The organism is Streptomyces xanthophaeus, from assembly GCF_030440515.1.
GTDB classification, from domain to species: Bacteria; Actinomycetota; Actinomycetes; order Streptomycetales; family Streptomycetaceae; genus Streptomyces; species Streptomyces kutzneri.
In genome coordinates this window covers 8,162,739-8,188,558 of record NZ_CP076543.1, presented here as the reverse complement: position 1 = coordinate 8,188,558, position 25,820 = coordinate 8,162,739, and the positions used below count along the sequence as shown (strand labels likewise).

General features: G+C 72.8%; 23 protein-coding genes. 8 read left to right on the top strand and 15 right to left on the bottom strand.

Features of this window, described 5'->3' with window-relative positions; all coding sequences use genetic code 11:
- Nucleotides 1-187 precede the first annotated feature (187 nt).
- From KO717_RS37050 to KO717_RS37040, 3 genes are all read right to left on the bottom strand, one after another.
- On the bottom strand, nt 188-1,357 hold the full coding sequence (locus KO717_RS37050; RefSeq protein ID WP_301374267.1) for a glutamate--cysteine ligase: 1,170 nt from the start codon (nt 1,355-1,357) through the stop codon (nt 188-190).
- Nucleotides 1,358-1,499: 142 nt separating this feature from the next.
- On the bottom strand, nt 1,500-2,045 hold the full coding sequence (locus KO717_RS37045) for an EF-hand domain-containing protein (protein ID WP_301374265.1): 546 nt from the start codon (nt 2,043-2,045) through the stop codon (nt 1,500-1,502).
- Nucleotides 2,046-2,185: 140 nt separating this feature from the next.
- Nucleotides 2,186-4,012: a stealth family protein gene (locus KO717_RS37040; RefSeq protein ID WP_301374263.1), complete on the bottom strand. Its 1,827-nt coding sequence runs from the start codon at nt 4,010-4,012 to the stop codon at nt 2,186-2,188.
- Nucleotides 4,013-4,254: 242 nt separating this feature from the next.
- Here KO717_RS37040 and KO717_RS37035 point away from each other — a divergent pair, with 242 nt between their 5' ends.
- On the top strand, nt 4,255-5,949 hold the full coding sequence (locus KO717_RS37035; RefSeq protein ID WP_301374262.1) for an AMP-binding protein: 1,695 nt from the start codon (nt 4,255-4,257) through the stop codon (nt 5,947-5,949).
- A 261-nt stretch (nt 5,950-6,210) separates the two neighbouring features.
- Here the strand turns inward: KO717_RS37035 and KO717_RS37030 are convergent, their stop codons facing one another.
- Nucleotides 6,211-6,750 (bottom strand): MarR family winged helix-turn-helix transcriptional regulator, encoded by a 540-nt coding sequence (locus tag KO717_RS37030; protein ID WP_301374261.1) that lies wholly within the window; start codon nt 6,748-6,750, stop codon nt 6,211-6,213.
- Between the two features lie 68 nt (nt 6,751-6,818).
- On the opposite strand from KO717_RS37030, the gene KO717_RS37025 reads away from it, so the two are divergent.
- From KO717_RS37025 to KO717_RS37015, 3 genes are all read left to right on the top strand, one after another.
- A complete protein-coding gene (locus KO717_RS37025) occupies nt 6,819-7,547 on the top strand; it encodes a hypothetical protein (protein WP_301374259.1) in 729 nt (242 codons plus the stop codon).
- A gap of 1 nt (nt 7,548) precedes the next feature.
- Nucleotides 7,549-8,346, top strand: a complete 798-nt coding sequence (locus KO717_RS37020) for an SGNH/GDSL hydrolase family protein (RefSeq protein ID WP_301374258.1) — start codon at nt 7,549-7,551, stop codon at nt 8,344-8,346.
- A 277-nt stretch (nt 8,347-8,623) separates the two neighbouring features.
- Entirely contained in the window at nt 8,624-10,273 is a 1,650-nt protein-coding gene (locus tag KO717_RS37015) for an allantoin permease (RefSeq protein ID WP_301374256.1), read from the top strand.
- A gap of 22 nt (nt 10,274-10,295) precedes the next feature.
- On the opposite strand, the gene KO717_RS37010 is transcribed toward KO717_RS37015, so the two are convergent.
- Both KO717_RS37010 and KO717_RS37005 read right to left on the bottom strand, forming a co-directional pair.
- Nucleotides 10,296-11,492: a sensor histidine kinase gene (locus KO717_RS37010; RefSeq protein ID WP_301374254.1), complete on the bottom strand. Its 1,197-nt coding sequence runs from the start codon at nt 11,490-11,492 to the stop codon at nt 10,296-10,298.
- Nucleotides 11,489-12,145, bottom strand: coding sequence for a response regulator (locus tag KO717_RS37005; RefSeq protein WP_301374252.1), 657 nt, complete (start codon nt 12,143-12,145; stop codon nt 11,489-11,491). The genes KO717_RS37010 and KO717_RS37005 overlap by 4 nt, the downstream gene beginning before the upstream one ends.
- Before the next feature lie 346 nt (nt 12,146-12,491).
- Here KO717_RS37005 and KO717_RS37000 point away from each other — a divergent pair, with 346 nt between their 5' ends.
- Together KO717_RS37000 and KO717_RS36995 are read left to right on the top strand one after the other, a co-directional pair.
- Entirely contained in the window at nt 12,492-12,815 is a 324-nt protein-coding gene (locus KO717_RS37000; RefSeq protein ID WP_301374250.1) for a hypothetical protein, read from the top strand.
- Complete coding sequence (locus KO717_RS36995; protein WP_301374248.1) at nt 12,812-13,021, top strand: hypothetical protein; 210 nt, start codon at nt 12,812-12,814, stop codon at nt 13,019-13,021. Before KO717_RS37000 ends, KO717_RS36995 begins: the two co-directional genes overlap by 4 nt.
- Here KO717_RS36995 and KO717_RS36990 read toward each other — a convergent pair.
- From KO717_RS36990 to KO717_RS36980, 3 genes are all read right to left on the bottom strand, one after another.
- On the bottom strand, nt 13,015-14,082 hold the full coding sequence (locus KO717_RS36990) for an NAD(P)H-binding protein (RefSeq protein WP_301374247.1): 1,068 nt from the start codon (nt 14,080-14,082) through the stop codon (nt 13,015-13,017). The two genes, KO717_RS36995 and KO717_RS36990, sit on opposite strands and share 7 nt — an antisense overlap.
- A 171-nt stretch (nt 14,083-14,253) precedes the next feature.
- A complete protein-coding gene (locus KO717_RS36985; protein ID WP_301374245.1) occupies nt 14,254-14,469 on the bottom strand; it encodes an I78 family peptidase inhibitor in 216 nt (71 codons plus the stop codon).
- A gap of 61 nt (nt 14,470-14,530) precedes the next feature.
- A complete protein-coding gene (locus KO717_RS36980) occupies nt 14,531-15,895 on the bottom strand; it encodes an AMP-binding protein (protein ID WP_301374243.1) in 1,365 nt (454 codons plus the stop codon).
- 210 nt (nt 15,896-16,105) lie between these two features.
- On the opposite strand from KO717_RS36980, the gene KO717_RS36975 reads away from it, so the two are divergent.
- Nucleotides 16,106-16,333, top strand: a complete 228-nt coding sequence (locus tag KO717_RS36975; protein WP_301374241.1) for a hypothetical protein — start codon at nt 16,106-16,108, stop codon at nt 16,331-16,333.
- A 55-nt stretch (nt 16,334-16,388) separates the two neighbouring features.
- Here KO717_RS36975 and KO717_RS36970 read toward each other — a convergent pair whose 3' ends face one another.
- The 3 genes from KO717_RS36970 to KO717_RS36960 form a co-directional block, all read right to left on the bottom strand.
- Nucleotides 16,389-17,900, bottom strand: coding sequence for a glutamate synthase subunit beta (locus KO717_RS36970; protein WP_301374240.1), 1,512 nt, complete (start codon nt 17,898-17,900; stop codon nt 16,389-16,391).
- Between the two features lie 305 nt (nt 17,901-18,205).
- Nucleotides 18,206-19,393, bottom strand: coding sequence for a glycoside hydrolase family 64 protein (locus tag KO717_RS36965; protein ID WP_301374238.1), 1,188 nt, complete (start codon nt 19,391-19,393; stop codon nt 18,206-18,208).
- A gap of 257 nt (nt 19,394-19,650) precedes the next feature.
- Complete coding sequence (locus KO717_RS36960) at nt 19,651-20,262, bottom strand: hypothetical protein (protein WP_301374236.1); 612 nt, start codon at nt 20,260-20,262, stop codon at nt 19,651-19,653.
- Nucleotides 20,263-20,497: 235 nt separating this feature from the next.
- Here KO717_RS36960 and KO717_RS36955 point away from each other — a divergent pair, with 235 nt between their 5' ends.
- Nucleotides 20,498-21,613 carry an ABC transporter substrate-binding protein gene (locus KO717_RS36955; protein WP_301374234.1) on the top strand — a complete coding sequence of 372 codons (1,116 nt, stop codon included), beginning with the start codon at nt 20,498-20,500 and terminating at the stop codon, nt 21,611-21,613.
- A 66-nt stretch (nt 21,614-21,679) separates the two neighbouring features.
- Here KO717_RS36955 and KO717_RS36950 read toward each other — a convergent pair whose 3' ends face one another.
- The 3 genes from KO717_RS36950 to KO717_RS36940 all read right to left on the bottom strand — a co-directional run bounded on the left by KO717_RS36950 (nt 21,680) and on the right by KO717_RS36940 (nt 25,818).
- The gene (locus tag KO717_RS36950) at nt 21,680-21,838 is read right to left on the bottom strand and encodes a hypothetical protein (RefSeq protein ID WP_301374232.1); all 159 of its coding nucleotides are present in this window, start codon (nt 21,836-21,838) and stop codon (nt 21,680-21,682) included.
- 429 nt (nt 21,839-22,267) lie between these two features.
- Nucleotides 22,268-23,257 (bottom strand): FAD binding domain-containing protein, encoded by a 990-nt coding sequence (locus tag KO717_RS36945; protein ID WP_301374230.1) that lies wholly within the window; start codon nt 23,255-23,257, stop codon nt 22,268-22,270.
- Nucleotides 23,254-25,818 (bottom strand): molybdopterin-dependent oxidoreductase, encoded by a 2,565-nt coding sequence (locus KO717_RS36940; protein WP_301374228.1) that lies wholly within the window; start codon nt 25,816-25,818, stop codon nt 23,254-23,256. The genes KO717_RS36945 and KO717_RS36940 overlap by 4 nt, the downstream gene beginning before the upstream one ends.
- Between the last annotated feature and the right edge of the window lie 2 nt (nt 25,819-25,820).

Here is a 25,820-nt window from a genome sequence, read left to right as displayed (position 1 = left end):
GCGCTACACGGGGTACGGCCGCGTGAATTCCTGTCGGTGTGCATGCAATGCGGGACAGGTGGGGCAAGGGGGGACAGGGAGCACAGGGAGGCGCCGGGCGGCTTCACTTACCCTGAGTAACGGGTTCCATTCTGACCGAAAAGACGCACCCATGATCACGCTCCCGCGGAAGCATCTGTTCCGTCAGCTATGAACGCCCGACCGGTCCTCGTCGGCCCCGCGTGTCCCCACCCGTCCGGTCGGCCCCGGCCGTGGTCCGCCGCGCGCAGTGCCGGACGACCGAGCCCAGGTCCCCCTCCGCACGCAGCAGGCTCCGCTGGACGCGTGCGCCGTTGCCGTGCTCCAGGAGGCCGGCGATGCCGGCCCGTACGAGTTCCTCGTCGCCCGAGTCGGCCAGTGCGTCGCCGACGTGCCGGTACAGCGCGTCGACGGCGGCCTCGGGCGCCGCCTCCCGCAGCGTCTCGGGGTGCAGCAGCGGGCCGTCGAGTCCCGAGCGGCCTGCCTGCCACGACGCGAGCCGGAGCAGCCCGGTGCTCACCCTGGCCGGGGGTTCGCCGGCGCGCCACTCCCGGGCCGCGGTCTCCACGAGGGCCCGTACGAGGGCGGCCAGCAGGACGGGGGTCGACGCGTCGAGGCACACGTCCGCCACCCTGACCTCCACCGTCGGGTAGGAGGCGGACAGCCGCGCGTCGAACCAGATCATTCCCTTGTCACGCAGCACGCCCGACTCGACCATGGCCCTCACCTCCGCGTGGTAGCGGTCCGCAGAGCCGAAGACGTCCACCGGCCCGGCCGCGGGCAGCCGGTTCCAGACCCGGCTGCGATAGCTGCCGTACCCGGTGTCCTCGCCCTGCCAGAACGGGGAATTCGCGCTCATCGCGGTCAGTACGGGCAGCCAGATCCGGATGCGGTCCAGTACGGCCACGCCCTCCTCGTCCGACTCCACCGACACGTGGACGTGGCAGCCGCAGGTCAGCTGCTCCTGCGCGGTCATGCCGAACTGCCGCGACACCCACTCGTAGCGGTGTCCGGGGGACATCGAGGGGCGGACGGCCAGCGGTGAGGTGCCGATCGCCGCCACGACGGCGCCGGCCGCCGCCGCGTGCCGGGCGGCCTCGGCGCGCCACCGGAGGATCTCCTCCTGCAGCTCGCCCATCTCCGTCACCGGTCTGGTGCCGAACTCGACCTGCTCCTCCTGGAGCTCCGCCTCGAAGGTGTGGCCGGAGTCCTTCCCGTCCGCCGCGCCGGCGGTCGCGGCGCGGTCCGCTGCGGCGAGCACCGCTCCCGACACGGCCAGCGGCTCCCCGCTGTCCGCGTCCGCCAGCAGCAGCTCTTCCTCCACACCGACGCTTCGCATGCGATCGCCCCTGTCCTCGTCGTCCTGTTCACCGATCGGTCGTCACCGTCTGCCCGGGCCCGCCGTGGATATGCGGAACGAGACCCGGCGGGCCGGGCGTCTGCAGAACAGCAGGTAGTGGGGGGTGCGGGGCGCAAACTCCTCAGCGGGGGCCGGGGATCCGGCCGCAGAGCAGGTTGCCCGGGTCCGCGGGGTCGTCGCTGATCCAGAACTGGCGCCAGAGGAGGGCGAACCGCTCGCGGCCGAGGTGGCCGGCGCCGTCCGGGTCGAGCAGTTCGAAGACCCCGTCCAGGTCTGCCGGGCAGCCGTTCCAGGTCTCCACGAGCCGCCGGTGTTCCTCCGGTGAGATGACGCCGTCGGCGTTGCTGTCCACGGCGTCGAAGACGGTGTCGGCGGTGGCGGTCACGTCCGCGACCATGGTGGGCAGGCGGTCGACGAGGGTGAGCAGTTCGCCCATGTCGACCGCCCCGTCGCCGTTCGCGTCCCCGGCCTCCAGCAGCGCCGCCCACCAGCCCATCAGCAGCGTCTCCACCCGCGCCCGCAGCTCCGTACCGGGCTCCACTCCCGGCAGCCGACCCCAGCGGCCGACCAGCGCCGTGAAGTCCTCCTCGCGCAGGTAGCCGTCGCCGTCCGCGTCGAACGCGGCGAACATCCCCCTGAGCTTGCGCTCCTGAAACGCGTTGGCCACGAGCGGCCTCCCTCGACGCCGAACGAACCGTGAACTGCCGACCGCCGCTGACCGGCGGCGGCAGCGCGTAACTATAGGTCGGCGATCGCCCCGGCCCCCACGGGCACGTGTGCACGAAGGGTCACCCCGGGGCGTGGCGGTCAGCCGACGGGCCGGGAGGGTTCGGTCCCGTACGGGGCCGGCTCGAACGGGGAGGGCACCGGGAAGTAGGCCTCCAGGAAGGCCGTGACGACGTTGTGCTGCTGCGTCGCCGACAGACCGCCCCCGGATCCGCCCCCGTCGGGTCCGTCCGGGTCCTCGTCGTCCGCGAGGCAGAAGGCGTCGTGGCCGCGCTCGGCCGCCAGCTCGGGCAACCGCTCGATCTCGGAGCGGCGGGCGGTGCTGACGTAGGTGTGCGTGAGGTCGCCTTCGACGGCATGCCCCTCGGCGAGCGCCAGGTGCGCGGCGAGGGTGACAGGGGCGAGATCGTCGGCACTGCGGAACACGGAGCGGGCGGTGGCGGCGAGCCGACCGGGCAGCAGTTCCTCGACACGGGCGAACGCGGACCGGGTCAGGGGGTACGGCGTGTGCGCCAGGATGTGGGGATAGGTGCGGCCGACGGCCTCCTCGACGGCCTGCCGGGTGACCTTCTGGGACGAGGTGAACACGTCGTCCCCGGCCCGGCTGCCCGGGTCCACCGCCCGCCAGTCGTGGAAGACCTTGGGCAGTCCGGAGGGCAGGAAGTAGTTCTGCGGGCGCTGGGGCCTGCCCAGGAAGATGTCGTCGTTGAAGTAGAGGAAGTGCTCGGCCAGGCCCGGGATGTGGTGCAGTCGGCTCTCGATGGCGTGGGAGTTGAACACCGCGGGCGCCGCCGGTTCCGTGGACAGCTCGCGATGGTCGACGACCGTGATGCGGGGATGTCCGGCGGAGAGCCAGTCGGGGGCCTGGTCGTCGGTGACGAGGAAGATGCGCCGGACCCAGGGTGCGTAGGCGGCGATGGAGCGCAGGCAGTAGCGGAGCTCGCCACGGTCGCGGTAGCGGTTCTCGGCGAGGTCGATCCCGCCGGTCTCGTCGGTCCCGGAGGCGTGACCCGAACCGGCCTCCGCCTCGGCGGCCCGGTCCCGGCGGTGGCGCCAGGCGGGGTCGGCGGCGTCCACCCAGGTGATCACCGCGTCGATCGGGAAGTCGATGTCGTCGGGGAACCGGCTCGAGAAGCAGTCGACGACCGGGTACTCCCGGTCGTCGATGCGGCGGGTGGTGGAGGCGGCCAAGGAGGGGACCCACCAGCCGTACGGGGTCTCGCGCAGTACGGCGAGGGCGCCCTCGCCGGAGTCGGGGACTTCCCAGAACTCCAGGTCGCAGCCGGTCTCGGGACCGTACTTCAGGGTCCGGCCGGAGGTGATGACCGGTCGGTGGACGCGTACGGCCCGCACGCGGGCGGTGTGCGCCGGCTCCTTCCCCTCCCTGCAGTCCTTCCCGTCCGCGCCGTCCTTCCCGGTCTCGACGGACTCGACCGCCGCCGGGAGGTCCTCGGCGAGGACGTGCCCGGCTGCACCGTCGACGGTGAGCAGGCGCGCGTAGACGGGGAGCCCCTCGAAGGCGGCGGCGCACGCTTTCAGGGCCGCGGCCCGGTCGCCGGGCGCGATGGCCACCCGGTGGACGAGCCCGCCGTCCGGGACCAGCCCGTAGGAGACGGCGGCGGCCTCCAGGGCCTCGGCGACCGACCGGAGACTGGCGGCACGGGCGTCGGCGGGGAGGAGGTCGTCGCGTACGGTCGCCAGCCGGCCGCAGTGCTGGATCAGCCCCGGCACGGTCGCCAGCAGCTCCTCCTCACGGGAGGTGAGCCCGCTGGACGCAGGGGTCCTGCCGCCGATGCGCTCCCGCCCTGCGGGACCGGGCTGCGGCGGAACGCCACCGGGTCGCCGACGCAGCGTCCGGGCGAGTCTGCGCAGCCCGGCGGGCATGGGAAGGCGGTGGACACCCTGCATGGACGACCTCGGTGTGGGGTGCCGGTGCGCTGCAGCCGGTCGACCGAGCGTCCCGGGCAGGAGCGGCGCGCTCAGCGGCAACGGTGGATACCTTGTTCACGCTCACTTTTACTGTTGTTCGCTTTTCACGCAAGAGTCGTCAGTGCCGCCGTCCCGGTTCACAGCCAATTCTCAGTTCCGCCGACGGTCCGGCCGGGCCACTCCCCCGCACCTCTGGTGCCGCGGCCCGCCCGGAGGGGATCATGGGCGGTGCGCGTTGGCCGTCATCGCCGCAGCGAGTGCAGGAGGTACGTGTGTCCGTAGCGTCGAGTCGTGCGTCCGGGAGTTCCGAAGTCCCGCTGCTCCGCGAGACGATCGGGGACAACCTCGACCGGACCGTACGGCGCTTCCCCGGCCGGGACGCCCTCGTGGACGTGGCCGCCGGCCGCCGGTGGACGTACACGGAGCTGGCCGCCGACGTGGACGCCCTCGCCCTGGGGCTGCTGGACCTCGGGATCGTCCGGGGCGACCGCGTCGGTATCTGGGCGCCCAACCGCGCCGAGTGGACGCTGGTGCAGTACGCCACGGCGAAGATCGGGGCGATCCTGGTCACCGTGAACCCGGCGTACCGCTCCCACGAGCTGGAGTACGTGCTCGGGCAGTCCGGCATCCGGCTGCTGGTCGCGGCGGAGCGCTTCAAGACCTCCGACTACGCGGCGATGATCGAGGAGGTCCGGCCGCGCTGCCCGGGGCTGGAGTTCACCGTCCTGTTCGACGGGCCGCGGTGGGACGAGCTGCTGGAACGCGGGCGCGTGGCCGATCCGGCCGCGCTGGCGCGGGCGCAGGCCGCACTGGGCCCGGACGACCCGATCAACATCCAGTACACCTCGGGCACCACGGGCTTCCCCAAGGGAGCGACCCTCTCGCACCACAACATCCTCAACAACGGCTTCTTCGTGGGCGAGCTGTGCGGCTACGGCGAAGCCGACCGGGTGTGCATCCCGGTCCCCTTCTACCACTGTTTCGGGATGGTGATGGGCAATCTCGCCTGCACCAGCCACGGTGCGGCGATGGTGATCCCCGCGCCCGCCTTCGACCCTACGGCGACGCTGGCGGCGGTGGAGGCTGAGGCCTGCACCTCCCTGTACGGGGTCCCCACCATGTTCATCGCCGAACTGGCCGACGCCGGGTTCGACGGGTACGACCTGTCGAGCCTGCGCACCGGGATCATGGCGGGTTCGCCCTGCCCGGTGGAGGTCATGACCGAGGTCATCGAGCGGATGGGGATGACCGAGGTCTCCATCTGTTACGGCATGACGGAGACCTCTCCCGTGTCCACGCAGACCCGTGTGGACGACTCGGTCGAGCGCCGGGTCTCCACGGTGGGCCGGGTCGGCCCGCACCTGGAGGTCAAGGTGGTCGACCCGCAGTCCGGCCTGACGGTGCCCCGCGGCACCGCGGGAGAACTGTGCACCCGGGGCTACTCTGTGATGCTCGGCTACTGGGGCGAGCCCGAGAAGACCGCCGAGGCCGTCGATCCGGAGGGCTGGATGCACACCGGCGACCTGGCGGTCATGGACGGTGACGGCTACCTGAGCATCACCGGCCGGATCAAGGACATGGTGATCCGGGGAGGCGAGAACCTCTACCCCCGCGAGATCGAGGAGTTCCTCCACGCGCACCCCGACGTGATGGACGTGCAGGTCATCGGAGTGCCCGACCAGAAGTACGGGGAGGAGCTGATGGCGTGGGTGCGGATGCGTGAGGGGGCCGAGCCGCTGACGGCGCAGGCCGTGCGCGCGTACTGCGCGGGGCGGCTGGCCCACTTCAAGATCCCCCGCTACGTCCACGTCGTCGAGGAGTTCCCGATGACCGTCACCGGGAAGATCCGCAAGATCGAGATGCGTGCGATGGCGACCCGCCTGCTGGAGGAGGAGGCCGCGGCCGGCAGCGCCTGACCCCGCCGGGGCGGTGGCTCCGACAGCTCCCCCGCCCCGCCCCCGCCTCCTCGCCTCCCCCGCCTCCTCGCCTCCCCCGCCTCCCTCGCCCGTCTCGTCACCGACGGCCCGGCCGGTTCGGCTACCGGCGGCGCCGGCGACGGCCCCTGCCGTCCGGGCGCCGGACATGTTCCGGTACGGCCCTCCGCCCAGGTCCGGACGAGGCCGTCCGCGACGGCCGCGCAGCCGCGGCCCGCGCCGTGACGCACCCCCCGTCGGCCCTCAGTCCTTCCGCTTCCCCGCGGGCTTCGCGAGCGTCCGGTAGCCGGGGTGCACACCGGGCGTCAGTTCCTGCTGCGCCGCGACGCGTTCGAGGAGTTCCAGCAGCTGCGCCCGCCCGTCGGGGTCGAGGGCGGCCAACAGGTCGTCCTCGTGGGCGGCCGCCGCCCGGGAGACCGTGCCGAGGGCCTGCCGTCCCCCGGGGGTGAGGTGCAGTTCGTAATTCCGGCGGTCCTCGGCGCTGCGCCGCCGCTCGACGAGCCGCTTCTCCTCCAGGACGTCGATCAGGGCGACGACGCGACTGGGTACGACTCCCAGGTCCTCGGCGAGCGCGCGCTGGCTGCGGCCGGGCTGCCCGGCGACCATCCGCAGCAGGCCGACGTCGGCGGGGGTGAGCCCCAGGGTGGCGACGCGTTCCGCGAACCGCCCCGCGGCGTGGGCACCGATCTGGGCGAGGAGGAAGGCCGCTCCGCGCGGAGCCGGAGGGCGGGCCGGGGCCGGGACCGGAGTCGCGGAGGGATCTGGTTGCCGGGCGGTGTTCACGCGGCTATCGTACGCGACACGAAATGATTCATCACAGTGAATCGTTCTTCTCAAGAACGGATTGTGCCGTGGAAACGATCGAGAGCCGTGTCCCGCACGACACCCGCACCACCGCCCCGCAGTCCGGGCCACCGCCCGGTGTCCTCGCCGTGGTCTTCACCGCCCTGTTCCTCGGCGGCCTCGTCCTCAGCACCGTGCTGGCCGGCGGCGATCCGTTCCCCTCGCCGTTCGGCGACCCGGACGCGATCACCGCGTACTTCCGCGACCACGGGGACGCGGTCCGGGTGTCGGGGGCCCTGCAGTTCGCCGCTTCCGTCCCCCTGGCCATCTACGCCGCGACCGTCTCCGCCCGCCTGAACCGGCTCGGGGTCCGGGCGCCCGGCGCCACCATCGCCCTCGCGGGCGGGGTGCTCGCCGCGGCGTTCCTGGCCTGCTCCGGCCTGGTCACCTGGGTCCTGTCCCACGCCGAGGTGACACAGCGGCCCGAGCTCGTACGGGCCCTGCAGTACCTGGCGTTCGGCCTGGGCGGCCCCGGACACGTAGTCCTGCTGGGCCTGCTCGTCGCCGGGATCGCCGTACCCGGACTGCTGGCCGGGCTCCTGCCCCGGGCACTGGCCGTCGCGGGTCTCGTCGTGGCCGCCGTCGCCGAGCTGGCCACCCTCGTGCTGCTGACCGAGGACGCCGCTCTGCTCCTGCCGGTCGCCCGCTTCACCGGGCTGGCCTGGCTGATCGCGGCGGGCTTCCTGCTGCCGCGCAACCGTGCCCGTATCCGCGTCCGTGCCTCCGAGGAGGGCTGAGATGACCACCACCGACCGGAACACCGCCCACGCGCAGCGCCTGCTGAGGTTCCATCAGCCGGAGAAGCTCCTGCGTCACCTGGGCCCGCTCGACGAGCCGGTGCTGGCCGCCCTGTTCGGGACCGGTGCCGAGGACTACAGGGGCCGGCTGGAGCGGTTCGAGGAGCGCAACCGGGAAGCGGCGGCCGCGCTGTCGGCCGAACCGGGCGCGAGCGCTCGGATCGGCGCACTGCCGTTCAGGCCCGGTGAGCACGTCGTGGCCCTGGGCGAGAGCACCACCGCCGACCGGCTCTCCTGGTTCGAAATCCTGCGGCACCTGCTCCCCGAGGGCGTACGGTGCACCAACCTGGCGGTATCGGGGAGCAGCACGACCCAGGCTCTGGCGCAGCAGCTGCCGGCGCTGGGGTTCCAGCGGCCCGACTGGGTGTTGTGCATGCTCGGCGCGAACGACGTACAGCGCATCGACCGCACCCCGCTCGTCGGTTTCGCCGAGATCTGCCGCAACCTGGTCGCCCTGCACGACCTGGCGGTGGCCCGGACGGGGGCCCGGTGGGTCTGGCTCACCCCGACGTGCACGGACCCCGACCGCGTGGAACGGTACGAGCACTTCCGGCGGGCCGGGCTGAGCTGGTCCGACGTGGACCTGGACGCCGTGGCCGGCTTCCTGCTGGCCCGGCCGGAACCGGTGGTCGACACACGCCCCGCGGCGCGCGGCCACCATGAGGCCGACGGCCTCCACCTCACCCCCTCCGGCCAACGCGCGGTCACCGCAGCCCTGCTGGAGACCCTCAGCCCCTGAGGGTCCGGCGCTGCACGCGCGGGAGCGCGGGCCCCACCCGTCCCGGCCGTGGCGGGGCCCGCGCGCGTGTGGCGTGCCTAGGCGGCGCCGCCGCCTGCAGCAACATGGTGTTCACCACATCGCGCACCCGGGGTAACAACCGCTTTCTAGCGTGACCGACGTGGGACCCCCAGGCATGAACAGCGTCGCCGGAGACGACTCATGACGGTCCATCGCTCCCCGTCCTGCCGGCGGCGGCGCACCTTCACCTGCACCCAGCCCCACCGGGAGGCGTGGCATGAGCACCACCGAGTCGCGACAGACGACGGCACACGCGCCGAAGACCGCTGCCGACCAGGCGGTCAAGGAGACGCTGGAGGACTACACCCTCCGATTCGCACCCCGTAGTTACCGCCGCTGGACCCCCATGGTCGTGGCCACCACGGCCCTCGGCGGCATCGCCTACATGGCCGACTTCTCCATCGGCGCCGGCATCGGCCTGGCCCACGGCACCGGCAACGCACTCGTGGCCATCACCGTCGCCGCCGCCGTCATCTTCCTCACCGGCTTCCCGCTGGCCTACTACGGCGCGCGCTACAACATCGACCTCGACCTGATCACGCGCGGCTCCGGCTTCGGCTACTACGGTTCGGTCCTCACCAGCATCATCTTCGCCAGCTTCACCTTCATCTTCTTCGCCCTCGAAGGCTCGATCATGGCCCAGGGCCTGGAACTCGGCCTCGGACTGCCGCTGTCGCTGGGCTACGCCGTCTCCACGCTCATGGTGATCCCGCTGGTCGTCTACGGCATGAAGGCGCTCAGCAAGCTCCAGGTGTGGACCACCCCGATCTGGCTGCTGCTCATGGTCGGTCCGCTGGTCTATCTGATCGCCGACGACCCCGGCACGGTGGACCGCTTCCTGGCCTACCCCGGCACGGACGGCGACGGGGCCGTCAACACCGCCTCCGTCATGCTCGGAGCGGGGGTGTGCCTGTCCTTGATCGCGCAGATCGGCGAGCAGATCGACTACCTGCGCTTCATGCCGCCCAGGACCGAGGCGAACAAGCGCACCTGGTGGACCGCCGTGGTGATGGCCGGCCCCGGGTGGGTGGTGCTCGGAGCGCTCAAGCAGGCCATCGGTGTCTTCCTCGCCGTCTACATCCTCGCCGAGGTCGGACCGGCGGCCGCGCCCGAGCCCATCCAGCAGTTCCGCAGCGCCTTCGACGCAATGATGCCGGCCTGGTCGGTCGTCCCGCTGGCCGTGGTCCTGGTGGTCATCAGCCAGATCAAGATCAATGTGACGAACGCGTACTCCGGCTCGCTGGCCTGGACGAACTCCTTCACCCGCGTCACCGGGCACTACCCCGGTCGCATGGTCTTCGTCCTGGTCAACCTGGCCTTCGCCCTCGTTCTGATGGAAGCCGACATGTTCAGCTTCCTGGGCGGCATCCTGGGGTTCTACTCGAACTGCGCGATCGCCTGGGTGGTCACCGTGGCCACCGACATCGGCATCAACAAGTACGTGCTGAAGCTGTCCCCGCTCCAGCCGGAGTTCCGCCGGGGGATGCTCCACGCGGTCAATCCGGTCGGCGTCGTGGCGTTCGTCGCCGCCTCCGGCCTGTCGATCGCCATGTACTTCCACGCCTTCGGCGACGCCCTCCAGCCGTACTCGCCCGTGGCCGCGGCCGTCATCGCCTTCGTCGTCACACCGCTGATGGCCGTGGTCACCAAGGGCCGCTACTACTTGCGCCGCACCGACGACGGCATCGGCGAGCCCCTGCTGGACGCCGACGGGAACCCGAGTGCGGCCACCCTCGACTGCCATGTCTGCCACCAGTCCTACGAGCGCCCCGACCTCACCGCATGTGTCACCCACGGCTCGGTGGTCTGCTCGCTGTGCCTGAGCACCGACAAGGCCGGCGACCACGTCCTGCCGGCCGGCTCATAGGCCGGCCCTGTCGGGCCGGCGGTCATTGCGGGCCGTAGCGGGGGGCGTCGGCCGCCGGCGGGGTGCTCGTCGCGCGTCGGGGTATCTGCAGGTGCAGGCGGTAGCCGCCGTCGGGGGTGGGTCCGCCGGCGAGGGTGCCGCCGAGCTGTTCGGCCCGTTCGCGCAGGCCGACCAGGCCGTGCCGCGCGCTGGGCAGCGCCAGAGCGGGATGCCGGGCCGTGGAGTTGGTGACGGTCACGTCGAGGGCGGGTCCGGGCCGGCCGAACTCGACCACGACGGCCGAGCCGGGTGCGTGTTTGCGTACGTTGGTCAGGGCCTCCTGGACGGTCCGGTAGGCGGCGCGCTCCACGGCGGGGCTCGCATCTCGGGGGACCTCGCCCGTCAGCGTCACGTCCAGGCCGCAGTCCGCTATCAGGCCGTCGAGCTGAGTCAGGGCGGACTGTGACTGCAGCTGGGGGTCCGGTCCTGCGTCACCGCTGCCCGGGGCTCGCAGCACGGCGACCATGTGGCGCAGTTCGTCCAGTGTGGCCGCGCTCAGGGTGCGGATGGTGCGGGCGGCCTCTTTGGTGTCCGTGCTGTCGGCGGACACCTGGAGGGCGCCGGCGCGGACCGCGATGAGGCTGACCTGGTGGGAGACCACGTCGTGCATCTCCCGGGCGAGATGGGCGCGCTCGCGGGCGAGGACCTGCTGGGCGTGGAGCTCGCGCTGCTGTTCCTGCGCCGCGCGCAGCTCCACCATGTGCTGGGCGAGTTCGCGGCGGGTGAGGACCAGCCGGCCGAGGAGCACCGCCACTCCCCCGGCGGTGAGCGAGTAGCCGACGGCGACGGCGAACTCGGCGGGGTGGTCGGCCTCGTACGGGCCGAGGTCCGGCAGGTTGGCGAAGATCCCGTACGCCAGCACGAATCCTGCCAGGGCGCGGCGGGTGCGGTGCTGTTCGGCCAGGGACAGGAGCGCGGCGAGGGCGGCGACGACGTTGTGGCCGAGTTGCACGGCGAGCAGGGTGAACACGAACACCGTCACCGGCCAGCGGCGTCGTACCAGCAGGGCCACGGCGGCGGCGGCTCCGGGGGCGGCCGCCGCCCAGGTGCCGGTTCCGGAGAACACCCACGCATCGGCCATCGCGGCGGCCGCCAGCCCCGCATCCACCACGCGGGGGTCCAGGGTGCGGCCGGTACAGGCCGTGTGGCCGGCTCCGTGCGGGGCCGTACGGCCGGTCATGCGTGTGCCCCGTCGAGGAGGCCGGCGCGCTGCGCCCACAGGGCGGCCTGGACGCGGTTGCTGACGTCGAGTTTGGCCAGTACGGCGCTCACGTAGTCCTTGACGGTGCCGATGCTCAGGTGGAGACGGCGCCCGATGTCGGCGTTCGACAGTCCCTGCGACAGCAGCACGAGGATGTCCCGTTCCCGTGCGCTGAGCCGGGAGACCGCGTGGGTGGTGGCGCGCTGCTCGCCCTGGTGGTGGAGGTATCCGCTGATCACGGTGGCGGTGACCTGCGGGGCGAGCGCCACCCCGCCTGCCGCCAGGGACCTGACCAGGTGGGCGAGTTCGTCCGGGTCGGTGTCCTTGACGAGGAAGCCGGAGGCACCCGAACGCAGTGCGCTGGCGATGTACTGGTCGGAGTCGAAGGTGGTGAGCATGGCGACCACCGGCGGATCGGGCAGCTCCATCAGGCGCGCGAGGATGGTCAGCCCGTCGACGTCGGGCATGCGTATGTCGAGCAGCACCAGGTCGGGGGCGTACGTGGCGACCGCCGTCAGGGCCTGCCCGCCGCCGGTGGCCGCCACCACCTCGATGTCCGCCGCGGCGTTGAGGATCATCGTGAGCCCGGACCGGACGAGAGCCTCGTCGTCGACCACCATCACTCGGATCACCGCACCGGTCTCCCACCTGTAGTTGCCTGCCGGCCCCAGCCCTTTCCGCAGGTCAGCACCGGGGAAAGCAGGTGTCACCCTAGCGGCACCGGCGGGCCCGCCCGTACGGCGGGACGACCGGGCCGGGCGGCCGGTGCGCAACCCGCGCAGTGGCGGGCCGAACCAGCCGGTCGGCGGGTGTCGTCCGCCCCCGGGCCCGGCTGAAGATCGTGTCGTCCCGGGCCACGCCGGCAGCCCGTGGACCGAGCACCGTCCGAGTCCGTCCGTCCAGGCGCATCCGCATCCGGAGACCCCGGAACGCCTTGCGCGGGACGGCCGGCAGCAACAAGGAAGTACGGGAAACACCTTGCGTACCACGCACAGAAGTCTCGCCCTGGTCATGGCCACGGCTGCCTTCCTGGTATCGGCACCCGCCGCCCACGCGGTCGATGTGATCCAGGAGAACAACATCAAGAACTGCTATCTGGGCAAGAAGAAGGACGCCGCGGCCTGCGAGCGGCTGCTGTCGGTCCGCCCGATGAACCAGCGGGCCAAGGACTGTCTGCTCAAGGCCGGCATCGGCGGGGCCGCCGCCCTGATCGTGGGACGCGTCAACAAGGACGCCGCAAAGAAGATCGCCACCAGTGTGGTGGCGGGCGGGGTCACCGGCTGCCTGAGCGGGCTCGTATGAGCACCGCGCTCCGGTGGGTGGCCAAGGCCGCCGTCACCGCCTTGGGCGTGCTGGTCCTGGTCCTCGTACGTGCGCTGGCGGGCCCGCCCTATTGGGGCGAACTCCTCCTGACCGCGGCCGTGGCGGCCGCCGGCGCCTGGGCGTGGTCACGGATCGACGCTGCGGAGCCCCGGCCGGCGGAGCCGCAGGCAACCGCCCGTCACTGAACGGGCCCCGGTCCGGGGCGTGTCCGCGTCGCTCGCGGGCACGCTCCGGGCCGGGGGCCTCCGTTCGGGGCGCCGGCTCGGCGGAAGAGGTGGACGTGTTCCTCGGCCCAGTCGTCGAAGGTGCGCGGAGGGCGACCCGTCAGATCGGTGAGGGTGGGGCGCTGGTCGAGGGTCCACTGCGTGAGTTCGTCGAGGTGGAGGGCGTACTCGCGGAGGGCGAAAAGGGTGACCTCGATGCCGTCGTCGGGCCAGCCCTGGGCCCGCCAGGCGTCGCGGCCGGCTTCCGGGGTGAGGCCGACGGCGGTGATCGGGCGGCCGGTGGCCCGGGCGATGCTTTCGAGGCGGTCGCGGGTGGCGAGCGGCGGCCCGACCGCTTCCAGGACCGTGTGCACGTGATCGGCGGTGCGGAGGGCCGTTGCGGCCACGGCGGCCAGGTCCTCCTCGTGCACGAAGGGGTAGTGGCCGTCGTCGAGGAACGCCTCGCGGACGGTCTTTTCGAGCCGCACGGTCTCGGGCCAGTCCGATCCCGTGGCCGGATAGGTGCCCTCCAGGACCGCGCCCATCACGGCGGAGGGCCTGATGTGCGTCCATTCCATCCCGGCCGCCTCGACGGCCCGTTCGACGGCCAGCCAGAACCAGGTCTCCGGCGGATACGCCGCCTCGTGCTCGGGCCCGTGCGAGGAGAGCGTGACGACGCGCCGTGTACCGGCGGCGCGAGCGAGGCCCAGGACTTCCCGGACCGTGGCGGGTACCGCACCGGCGATGAAGAGGGTGTCGGTGCCGGCGAAGGCCCCGGCCTGCTCGGCAGGTCGGGTGACGGAGCCTTCGACCACCTCCGTGCCCAGGGGCCAGTCGGCCGCCTGCTCGGGTTCGGCGAGGAAACGGACGCGGTCACCGACCGCGAGCAGGAGCCGTGCGAGCCGCCGGCCGACGACGCCGGTGGGGCTGCTGCCCGCGCCCTTGCGGGCGTTCACCGCTGTCAGCAGGTGCAGCGGTGACGCGGACGGAAGGCGGTGCGGACGGGGGAACAGCGGACGGGGGAACAAGGGAATGCCGGGCATGGCAAGTACCTCCGGTGAGACAACGGAGATCTTGCGCCGCCTTCTCCGGCCCGGGGGAAGGCGGTTGCGGATCCGGGGGGCCAACCCTAGCGGCGATGGGCGATGCGGCACAGGCCCTCCCCGCGGTGGGGCCGGAAACCGGATACGGCGCTGTCCGCCGCCCGCTCGGGGTCAGCCGCTCCAGGCCCTGCGCACTCTGCCGTCCTCGACCTCGAAGTTCAGCCTGCCTTCGAGGTGTTCCATGGTCAGCATGGTGCCGGGCGCGACCGTGCGCACCGTCGTCCAGCCCCGCGCCAGTGCCCGGCGTTCCGCCTCGTCGGTGCGGAGCCCTGTGTAGTGCGCCGGATCGTCGGCGGCGGGTGAGGCAGCGGAAGAGGAAGCGGTCATGGCTCCCACCTGCCCCACCGAGGTGCTGCGCATGCCCCCGCCTCCGGGCCTGCTCCCGCCCCTACTCCGCGTCCAGCAGGAGCCGCTTCTGCGGTTTGCCCATCGCGTTGCGCGGAACCGCGGCGATGAAACGAACCTCGCGCGGCCGCTTGTGCACCGACAGATGCGTGGCGACGAAATCGGTCAACTCGGCGCCCGTGACCCCCTCGGCGACGACGAACGCGACGATCCGCTCCCCCAGGTCGGCATCCGGAACACCGATCACCGCCGCCTCCCTCACGCGCGGATGGTCCAGCAGCGCGTTCTCGATCTCACCCGCCCCGATCCGGTAGCCACCCGACTTGATCATGTCCGTGGACGCACGGCCCACGATCCGGTGCACACCGTCCCCGTCGACGGCCGCGATGTCACCCGTGCGGAACCACCCGTCCTCCGTGAAGGCGGCGGCCGTCGCCTCCGGCCGGCCCAGATACCCCGAGAACAAGGTCGGCCCCACCAGCTGGAGCTCACCGATCTCGGCGCCCGGCTCGGCGGCGATACGCGTACGGATTCCCGTGAGCGGGGTGCCTACCGCGCCGGGGCGGACCTCACCGCCCGCCCGCCCGCTCACGGTGATCAGGGTCTCCGTCATCCCGTACCGCTCCACCGGCCGGTGCCCGGTCAGCCGTTCCAGATCGCGGAAGACCGGCGTGGGCAGGGCAGCGCTTCCCGACACCAGCAACCGGGCCCTCGACAAGGCGGCCGCCGCCTGCGGGGCGGCCGCGATGCGCGACCACACCGTCGGCACCCCGAAGTACAGGCTCCCCCCGGCTTCCGCAGCCTCCGCATACGCCTCCGGCGTCGGCCGGCCCGTATGGACCAGGCGGCTCCCCGTCCGCAACGCCCCGAGGACACCCAGGACCAGCCCATGGACGTGGAACAGGGGCAGCCCGTGGACGAGCGTGTCCGCCGCGCTCCACTCCCAGGCATCGGCGAGCGCATCCAGGTCGGCGGTGATCGCGGCGGTGCCGAGGACCACGCCCTTGGGGGCGCCGGTGGTCCCGGAGGTGTAGAGGATCAACGCGGGATCCTCGGACACCGCCTCCGGCACGGTGGGTACGGCCGATGCGGCGGGTGCCCGGCGGGCGAAGTCCACCTCGATGGGACGGGCGCCGGAGTCCCGCAGGATGTGATCACGTTCGGCGGGCCCGGCATCGGGAGGCAGCGGCACGCACGGCACTCCGGCAAGGAGTCCCCCGACCACCGCGGCGACGGTCTCGAGCGAGGCGGTAGCGGTCACCGCGAACGCGCGCACCGGGCCGAGGGCGGCCAGGTCGGCGGCCACCGCACCGGCTGCACCCAGAAGTTCCTCGTAGGAAGCAGTGCGACCCGCGACGCCGACAGCGTCCGCGCGATCCCCGAAAACACCCGTCAGGGCGGTCAGCATGACGGCAGCTCCGATCAGCGACGAGCAGAAACGACCCGGTCAGCCTACGGTGGCGCCACGGCCCGTCCCCCACCTGTCGACGACGGGACCGTTTCCTCTGTGTTCTCCGGTTTCTCCGGTTCCTCCGTTTTCTTCGGATCCACGGGTTTCCGGGGCCGGGCTCGGGGCACGCGCCGACTGGGGGGTTCCGACGTACGGGAAGGATCCGCCATGGACGACCAGGGAGGCGCCGGCGGCGCCCCGCTCCACGACCACGACGACGAGCAGAGCCGGCGCAGGGCACCGCACGTCGCGCCCCGCTCCACGGCGCCCCGCACGGGCGAACCGGATCTACGGGCCGTGCGGGCGGCGGACACGGACGAGGCCGCCCGTCTGGACCGGCCGGGCGACGACAGCGGGTCCCCGCACGAAAGGCGCCGGCCCGGGCGTGAGCACTGACGGCGAGCGCTGACGGACAGCCGCAGGCGCTGCCGTCCACCGCGCGGGGGAGCGCTCAGAGTCCGTACCGCATGCGGCCCAGAGCCGTCATCGGCCGGTCATGCGCGGCGACCGGGGCCGGGAGGCAGGTGGAGCCGGTCAGGTAGCGGTCCACGGCGGCGGCCGCAGCGCGGCCCTCCGCGATGGCCCACACCACCAGGGACTGCCCCCGGCCTGCGTCGCCCGCGACGAACACTCCCGGCGCCCGCCCGCCGGCCGCCGCGAAGCCGGCGTCGCGCGCGAAGTTGCCGCGCTCGTCGAGGTCCAGGCCCAACTGCCCGCGCAGTCCACCGGCCCGCTCGGGGCCCGAGAAGCCGAGGGCCAGCAGGACCAGGCCGGCCGGTATGACCTGCTCGGTGCCGGCCAGCGGGCTGCGGGCCACCGGCTCGACGGCGGTCAGGTGCAGCGCCCGTACCCGGCCCGCGGCGTCCCCCTCGAAGCGCAGAGTGGCGCAGGCGAACAGCCTGGGGTCCCGGCCCTCGCGCCCGCGGGCCTCTTCGTGGGCGTGGGAGATCCGGTACGTCCTCGGGTACACGGGCCAGGGCTCGTCGTCGGTCCGGCCCGCGCCGGGTTCGGGATTGATGTCGAGCTGGAGCACGGACACCGCGCCCTGCCTCAAGGCCGTGCCGAGGCAGTCGGAACCGGTGTCACCGCCGCCCACGATGACCACGTGTCTGCCTTCGGCGGTGAGGGGGGATACGGGGTAGTCGCCCTCGCGCACGCGATTGGCGCAGGTCAGGTAGTCCATGGCCTGGTGAATACCGTCCAGCGAACGGCCGGGGACCGGCAGCTCCCGGCGCTCGCCGGCTCCGATCGCGACGACGAGCGCGTCGCAGCGGCTCCGCAGCTCGTCCGCCCCGGCACCGGTCGCGCCGCCGACGTCCGTGCCCGTGGTGAACATCGTGCCCTCGGCGCGCATCTGCTCGATGCGGCGGTCCAGGTGGGCCTTCTCCATCTTGAACTCGGGGATGCCGTAGCGCAGCAGTCCGCCGATCCGGTCGGCCCGCTCGTGGACCGTGACGCGGTGCCCCGCCCGGGTCAGCTGCTGCGCTGCGGCCAGTCCGGCCGGACCGGAGCCTATGACGGCCACCGCCTTGCCGCTGCGCTTCTCCGGCGGTCTGGGCGCCATGTAGCCGCGCCGCAGGCCCTCGTCCGCGATCGCCTGCTCGACGTTCTTGATGGTCACCGGGTCGGCGTTGATCGTGAGGACACAGGCGTCCTCGCAGGGGGCCGGGCAGAGCCTTCCGGTGACCTCCGGGAAGTTGTTGGTCGCGTGGAGCCGCTCGTACGCGGCATGCCAGTCGCCGTGGGCGGCGTACGCGTTCCACTCGGGGATGAGGTTTCCCAGGGGGCAGCCGGTGTGGCAGAACGGTATGCCGCAGTCCATGCAGCGGTCGGCCTGCCGGGAGACGAGCGGCAGCAGCGCCTGGCCCGCGTAGACCTCGCGCCAGTCGCCGAGCCGTTGCCCGACGGGGCGGGCCGGCACGGCCTCGCGGGGGATCCTGAGGAAGCCGAACGGATCGGTCACGCGCCGCCTCCCTGGATCGTGGGCGCGGCGAGGTACACGGACCGCGCACCGTGTCACTCGCACGCGCGTTCTGTGGCGGTTCAGCCAGATTACGCCGCCTGGGCGGCAGCGCCCTGGGCGACCGAGGAGAGCGACCGGACGGGCGCGGACGGTGACGGCGGGGTCCTGCCGAGCCAGGGGCGGGACCGTGGCTGCCGGCTCGCGCGCCTGCACGATCTCGCCCCCGCCGGACGGGCGAGCCGGCCCCACAGCGACCAGCCGCATCCGCATCTGCATCCGCTCGCTGCGCACGTACGGGACCGCCGTCAGTTGAGCGGTTCCAGCGTCATGAAGGCCTCCTGCGGGTTGCCGTCGTGCACCAGCGACTCGTGGGCGCCCACGTCGTCGAAGGCGAAGCCGTACGCCTTACCGTCGGCCATCTGTCCGTGGATGACGCGGGAGTAGTGGTTGGTGACGGCGTCACGGTAGAAGTTGGCGCCGTTCGGGTCGGGCTGGGCCGGGTTGGTCAGGAGCGTCGACCGGTTGAAGCCCGCGCACAGGGTGCGGGAGATCGGGCCGCGGACCTGGTCGTTGGGTGCGTCCAGGAGCTTGTAGCAGCCGAAGACACTGTCGGAATCCGGCTTCTGGAAGCTGGTGACCACCGCTCCCGAGCCGTTGGTGAAGTTCATGACGTTGCCCGAGACCCGCCCGTAGTACTTGTTGTTCGGTTGGTTCGCGAAGGGCGTCACGGTGAGCGTGGAGGAGCTGTACTTGCTCCAGACCCGGTTGATGTAGTCGTTCATCACACCGGCGGGGATTCCGCCCGCCTCGATGCCGTGACCGGGCGAGAGCGCGCGCAGCGGTGTGCCGTCGGGCCGGGTCTGGATCAATCCGCCCCAGCCGGCCGAACGCAGTTGGGTGAAGACGGCGTTGTAGCCGCCCGGCTTGAGCCGGCCCGTGTTCGTGACCGTGCCGTCGGCCGCCTTCACGCCCACGGCGTACGGAGCCGAGAACATGTCGACCTGGGTGCTGTTGATCCACAGCCCGGCATCGTTGAGCGTGTACTCGGACCAGTTGAACAGGACGGTGCGGTTGGGGTCGGACGGGTTCTGCACGGCAGGCTGTACGAGGCCGCCGGTGCTGAGCTTGAAGACGATCTTCTGGCCTATGGAGAAGTAGACGCGTCCGGAGAACTTGGGTATCCGGATCGTCTTGGTCTGCCCGTCGGCCGGACCCGCGATCGAGGCGTCGGGGGCGGGGGTGGGTGGATTGCCTCCGACGGGCCAGGGGTGGAACCCGCCGTTGGCGTCGGCCCAGCCCTGTCGGCCGGTCGTCAGCTGCGTGCCCAGGTTGTACACGTACACCGGCTCGCTGCGACCCGAGCTGTTCTTGATCGTGAGCGGGATGGTCGCCGGTACGGCCTCTGCCGATGACAGCGGACCGAGAGCCGTCAGACCGGCGGCGACCACCAGGGCCGAGAGCCCTGACGCAAGCACTTTCGATAAATGGAACATGATGATCCTCCTCGTGGGGGGGCACCTGGCAGTGAGGGAGGTGCGGCGCTCCCGTGCCTATGAGTTGACGACAGAGAGCGCTCTCAGCCTCGGCCTGCGTTCAACTTCTGTCAATGGACGGACCATCCCCTCGACCCGACCGGGCGAGCCCTGCCGGACCGTCCGAAGGGGGCGGGCACTGCCGACGTCCCCGACGAGGCCGATCCCCTCGGGGCACAGCGTCATGACGGGGTCCCTCTCCGGGTGAGCCGTACGGATCAGCTCACGGCCGAGGCATCCGTCCGGCCTGCACTTCCCGAACGGGCGCGGGCCCGGTCGCGGAACCATGCGTACACCCCCACCAGCACCGCCACGCCGACCCCGTACACCGGCAGCCACAGCGTCGTCGTGGCCGCCAGGCACTCGGCAACTGCCTTGCGGGCCTGGTCCTCCCGCGCGAACGCGACGGCCGGGCCGTCACTGACGGCCAGGTTCCCGAGCACGGCCTCCGCCTGGAGGGCCGCGTACCTGCCCATCAGCACGCAGTCGCCGCGCGTGCCCGGCATCGGGAACAGCCAGGCCCGGCGCTGCAGCAGGGGGGCCAGCGCGATCGCCACGCACAGGCCGACGACCAGCGAGTACGCGACCAGACCCCGCATGTACGGCGAGCGGAGGTCGGGGCTCCACTGCGCCCGTCGCTGAAAGGCGAGCATCACCGCAAGGAGCGTCACCCCGATGAACGTGGCGAACCACTGCCACGAGCCCTGGGCGAGCGCGAAAGTCAGCACCGCGGCGAGTCCGATGCCGATGACCCCGGGAGCGGGAATGCCATCGGCCGCCGCGGGGGTGACCGGCCTCGTCGTGGTCAGTCGTGGTCCGGATTCACTCACAGGCCTCTCCTGCAGGGCGGGGTGACCCAGCATGCGCCCGCGGGACGCCGCGGCCCCGGGTGCCATGCCGTACGCGCCCTGTGCCCCGCCCGGATGGCCCGCGCACCCGGCCGGCGGCGGGCTGCAGGGCGCGCTGGAGCCGGTGAGGCCGTCTCGGCTACGCTCGGCGCCACTGACGATCACTGAGCGGTCCCGGCCCACCGTGTCCGGACCGCCCCTCGGGAGACGCCGAAGCATGCATACGCCACCATCGCTGCCTGGGGCGGAACGTACTGACGCATCGTCCGTCCGGATCGGCGCGCTCGTTCCGCTGACCCGGCCCGGCTGGGTCGAGGCGGGCCGACACCTGCTCGCCGGCCTCGAGCTGGCCGTTCGCGAGGTCAACGACGCAGCCGGGATCGGCGGAAGGCCGCTGGAGCTGGTGGTCCGGGACACCGCGGCCGATCCCGAGAGGGCTGCGGCGGCCGTGGACGAGCTGGCTCGCCTGGGCGTGGCTGCCGTGGCGGGTGAGTACCACAGCGTCGTCGCCCGCGCCGCTGCCGCCCGGGCCGACGCCCTCGGCCTGCCGTTCCTCTGCTCGTCAGCGGTTCTCGACGCACTCACCGAGCAGCCGACGGAATGGGTCGCGCGTATCGCCCCGGCGCAGTCCCACGGCTGGCAGATCTACGCGGACTTCCTCCTCGGCGCGGGTCACAGCCGTATCGCCGTGGTGACCCAGCCGAGTGTCTACTGGGCGTCCGGGGTCCGCATCCTGCGGGAGTACCTCGCTCCGCGCGGCGGCGCCGTCGTCGAACTCGACGTGCGCACCCGCGACCCCGCCGCGGTGTGCGACGAGCTCGCCGGCCACCGTGCGACAGCCCTCCTCCTTCTGGTCGGCCACCCGGACCCGGCCGTGCCGATCGTCCGGGCCGTCCGCCGCGACCGGCGCCTCGCCGGGATCCTGATCGGCGCTCCGGCCGGGCAACCGGAGTTCCCCGAATGGTCGTCGCTGTTGGGCCGTGACGGCGCCGCGATCCCGTTCCTGCGCTACCTGCCGGAACGCCTCGGCCCGCTCGGTGCACGTGTCGGGACGGCCCTGCGCGAACGGCTGGGGCAGGCACCCTCCTTCGTCGCCTTCGAGGGGTACGACACGGTCCTCGTCCTCGCCGACGTGCTGCGTGCCCGCGTCGGCGAGGACGAGGCGGGCACCGCCGGGCCCTGGTCGCGCGTGGCGGTCGAAGGCACCCGCGGGCAGATCCGGTTCTCCCGTACGCCGGGCATCGGCGTACGGCAGTGGACCTGGGCTCCGACCCAGGTCGTCGATCGTGACCCGGCGGATCCTGATCGCTTCCGGATCCTCCACTCCGGCTGAGCGGCACGAAGCCGAGTCCGCGGAGCGAGGTGTCCGAGCGGGACCGGCGCACCACCGGTGCTCAGGTCAGTAGACCATCCAGGGGCCGCCGAAAAGGACATCGAGGACATAGCCCACTCCGAGGCTGACCAGCACGAAGAGGATGAGCATCAGCACGGTGACCACGGCGAACTGACCAACAGGATGCCTGAGGTACCGCTGGCGGAGCGGGCGCCGGATCGTCATGCCTCCATCGTGCCTTCCCGCGTCCCGAGCGCTCTAGGCGTGTTGTCCGGACGGGTTGGTGACGCGGCTGGCGGGTGTCTGGCCTTGGATGCCCGTGTGGTCGGTGGTAGTTGGACCGGTGCAGCCGGTCGGGGAACGCTTGCATTCGCGGGGGGTCGCAGGCTTCCTCGGCTTCGTTCGCGCCGACGAACACGCACACCGTCCCACACCCGACGACCTGATCCCGCTGACGGAGTACTCGCTGACCGAACGGGGCCGTCGGCTCTACGAACTGCTGGAACTGCTCTCCGCCTGGGGTCGGCCCGCGATCCGGCCCACGGCCACCGCGAACGCCTCCCGCCGACGGGCGGGATCTGTGCTGTGGCCAACGGTGGCCGCACCCGTTTCCGCACCGGTCCGACCGGAAGATCACGATCTGCAGCCGGAGTACTAGGCCTTGTCGGCCTTGTCGGCCTTGTTGGCCTTGTCCGGGCCGCCGAGGGCCTGTTCCAGGACCTCCAGGACGGTGTTGGCGAACAGCTCGGTCTTGTAGCCGGTCTGCGGCAGCGGCCGGCAGCGGCTCTGGACCGTCGCCGCGGCCGCGGCGAGGACGTCGGGGGTGGCCTCGCGGCCGACCAGGGCGGCCTCCACCTCCGTGAGCCGCAGCGGTACGCGGGCGACCCCGCCGGCCGCGACGGCGGCGTGTGTGACGGTGGAGCCGTCGAGCACCAGCCGGGCGGTGGCCTCGACCAGGGGCCATTCGGCGTGGGCCCGGCTGATGGCCCGGTGGCAGGCGGCGCGTTCGCCGGGCAGGGCCGCGGGCAGGTCGACCGCGGTGAGGATCCGGTCCGGCCGCAGCAGGTGGTCGGCGTGCGAGAGCCGGTCGCCGTCCCCGTACAAGTCGGCGACACCGCGCGGGGATTCGCCGTGGACGTGGACCTCGGCGTCGTAGGTGAGCAGGGCCATCGCGAGGGTGGACGGGTGCGGGGCGACGCACGGGCCGTTGCCGGTGACCACGCCGAAGTGGTGGTCGCCCTCGCGCGCGGGGCAGCCGGTGCCGCCCTTCTGGAGGCAGCTGAAGTGAGGGTTGCGGAAGTACCAACAGCGGTTGCGCTGCAGCAGGTTGCCGCCCACGGTGCCGGCGGCGCGGATCTGCGGAGTGGCCGCGGTCCCGGCCGACAGGGCCAAGGCCGGCCAGCCGGCGCGTACGCGCAGATCGGCGGCCAGCTCGGCGAGGGTGGTCAGGGCGCCGATCCGCAGCCCGCCGCCGGGCAGCGGCGTGCAGCCGCGCAGGTGGCCGATGCCGCCCAGGTCGGTGAACGGCCCCGGAGAGACGCCGCTGCGCTGCCGGGCGGTGGTGTCGGTGCCACCGGCGCGCAGCTCCCCGCCGCGGGCCTGGACGGCGGCCGAGAGGTCGGTGAGGGCGGTCTCCGTGCTCACGTACGCAGTCCTTCCAGGAGCCGGTCGGGGCGGATGGGCATGTCGTACGGGCGCCAGCCGGTGGCGTCGTGGACCGCGTTGGCCAGGCAGGCCGCGGTGGGCAGGGTCGCGATCTCGCCGAGGCCGACCCCGCCACCGGGCACGTGCTCGAAGCCCTCCTGGTGGAAGTGGACGGTGATCTCGGGGGTGTCCCCGATGCCGGGGATGCGGTAGTCCTCCAGGTTCTCGGTCAGCACCCGCCCGGTGGCCGGGTCGGTGCGCCGCTCCTCGTACAGGGCGTAGCCGACGCCCTGTACGACGGCGCCCTCGCACTGGCTGCGGGCGAGGCGCTCCTCGTGGATCCGGCCGGCGGCGATGCCGCTCCACACGCTCAGCGGGCGGACGCGACCGAGCCGGGTGTCCACCTCGACCTCGGCGACCTGCACCGATCCGGTGAAGCCGCGGCCGATCACGATGCCGCCCAGGGTGAAGGGGGTCACGAAGCCCCGGCGGTCGCGGGGGCGCCGGCCGGTGACCCGTACGCCGTGCGCCATGGCCAGCCGGGCGGCGACGTCATCGCCGCCGAGCGCGTCGCGCAGCCGGGCGGCGGCGTCCGCGGCGGCGGGCACGAGGGAGGGTGTGGTGCGGCTGCCGCCGGAGGTGGGGCCGTGGACGGCATCGCTGTGGCCGACCTCGGCGCGCACCCTGTCCTCCGGCAGGCCGAGCCCTGCGGCGACGGCCCGGCGCAGCACGGTGCGCGAGCCCGTGCCCATGTCCTGCACGGCGCAGCGGGCGACGACGATGCCGTCCTCGACGGTGAGTTCGACCTCGGTGACGGGATCGAGGAAGTACATCCAGTTGGCCGCCGCGACGCCGACGCCCCGGCGGAAGCGGCCGGTGCCGCCGCGGGAGCCCGACCAGACCGGGAGCGCGGCTGCCCGGTCGTAGAGGGCGTGCCGCTTGGGGTTGCCGTCCCAGCGGCGGCGCAGGGCGATCGGGTCCTGGCCGAGCCGGTGGGCCATTTCGTCGACGGCCTGCTCCAGGGCCCAGCACATCGTGGGTCCGCCGGGGCCGCGGAACGGGGCGCCCGGAGGACGGTGGGTGACGGTGTCGAAGTCGCGGAGCCGGCGGGGGGCCTTGCCGTACATGAACCGGGCCAGTGCCGCCACCGTGCCGCCGACCGAGATGCCGCCGTCGTTGTCCGCGTCCATGGCCAGGGCGCTCAGCTCGCCGGCCTCGTCCGCGACCATCGCCAGCCGGATCCGGGTGCCGGGCCGGTATCCGCCGTCGGTGAGTTCCTCGTCCCTGTCGAGCACCACCCGCACCGGGGCGCCGTGCAGCCGGGCCAGCTCGGCCGCGGCGACGACGTCGGAGGTCAGTCCCATCTTGCAGCCGAAACCGCCGCCTACGTGGACGGCCCGTGCCACCACCCGTTCGAGGGGCAGACCGAAGTGTTCGGCGGCGAGCTCGGCCGTGTGTCTCACGGACTGGGTGGACACCTCCAGGTGGAGGGTGCCGTCGACCCACTCGGCCAGACAGGCGTGCGGTTCGAGGGGGGTGTGCGTCTGCGCGGCGGTCGTGAACACGCCCTCCACCACCCGCTCGGGGTTCCGGCTGCGGGCCTCGGTGATACGGCGCACGGCTGTGGCGGGGCGTTTGCTCATGGCCGACGGGCCGCGGAGGTTGCCGCGCCAGCGGGCGGGCACCAGCTGCGGGGTCTCGCCGGAACCCGGTGCCCGCTTGCGTGACGCCTTGTCCGCGTAGACCTGCGGGCCCTCGCCGGTGCGGGCCTGGCGTACGTCCAGGGCCGCCGGCAGCACCTCGTAGTCCACCGTGACGCGCGCGGCCGCCGCCCGTGCGGAGGCGCGGTCCGGCGCCGCGACCGCGGCCACCGGCTGCCCTGCGTACCGCACCACGCCGTCCGGGGGCAGCAGCGGCACCAGGGGCAGGTCCCCGGCTTCGAGGGAGCGTACGTGGGCATGCGCGTGCGGCGAGCGGATGATCACGCCTTCCAGCAGGCCTTCGGGGCGCAGGTCCGTGGTGTACCGGGCCGATCCGTCGGTCTTCTGCGGGGCTTCGACGCGCGGGACCGCCGGCGCCTCCCCGGCGGGCGGGGCCGTGTCGTAGTCGCCCGCGCAGGCCGCGGCCACCGCGTTGAAGATCCCCTCGTACGCACCGCACCGGCACAGGTGTCCCGCGAGCGCGTCCGCGATCTGCTCCCGCCCCGGCCGGGTGCGGCCGTGGGCGGCTCGCCACCGCTCGAAGAACGCCGCCGCCCCGACCACGAACCCCGGGGTGCAGTAGCCGCACTGGAGGGCGTCCTCGCCGGCGAAGGCTCGCCCGACCGGGTGGCCGGACAGTCCCTCCACGGTCGTCACCTGCCGGCCGGCGAGCGCGACCGCCGGGGTCAGGCAGGAGACCCGGGGTTCGCCGTCGACCTGGATGGTGCAGGCCCCGCACACCCCGCCCGCGCAGACCAGTTTGGTGCCGGTCAGACCCAGCCGGTCCCGCACCACGTCCACGGCGGCCGGGTCGTCGTCCACGTCGACCGCGTGCCGGGTGCCATTGACCTCGAACTCCACGA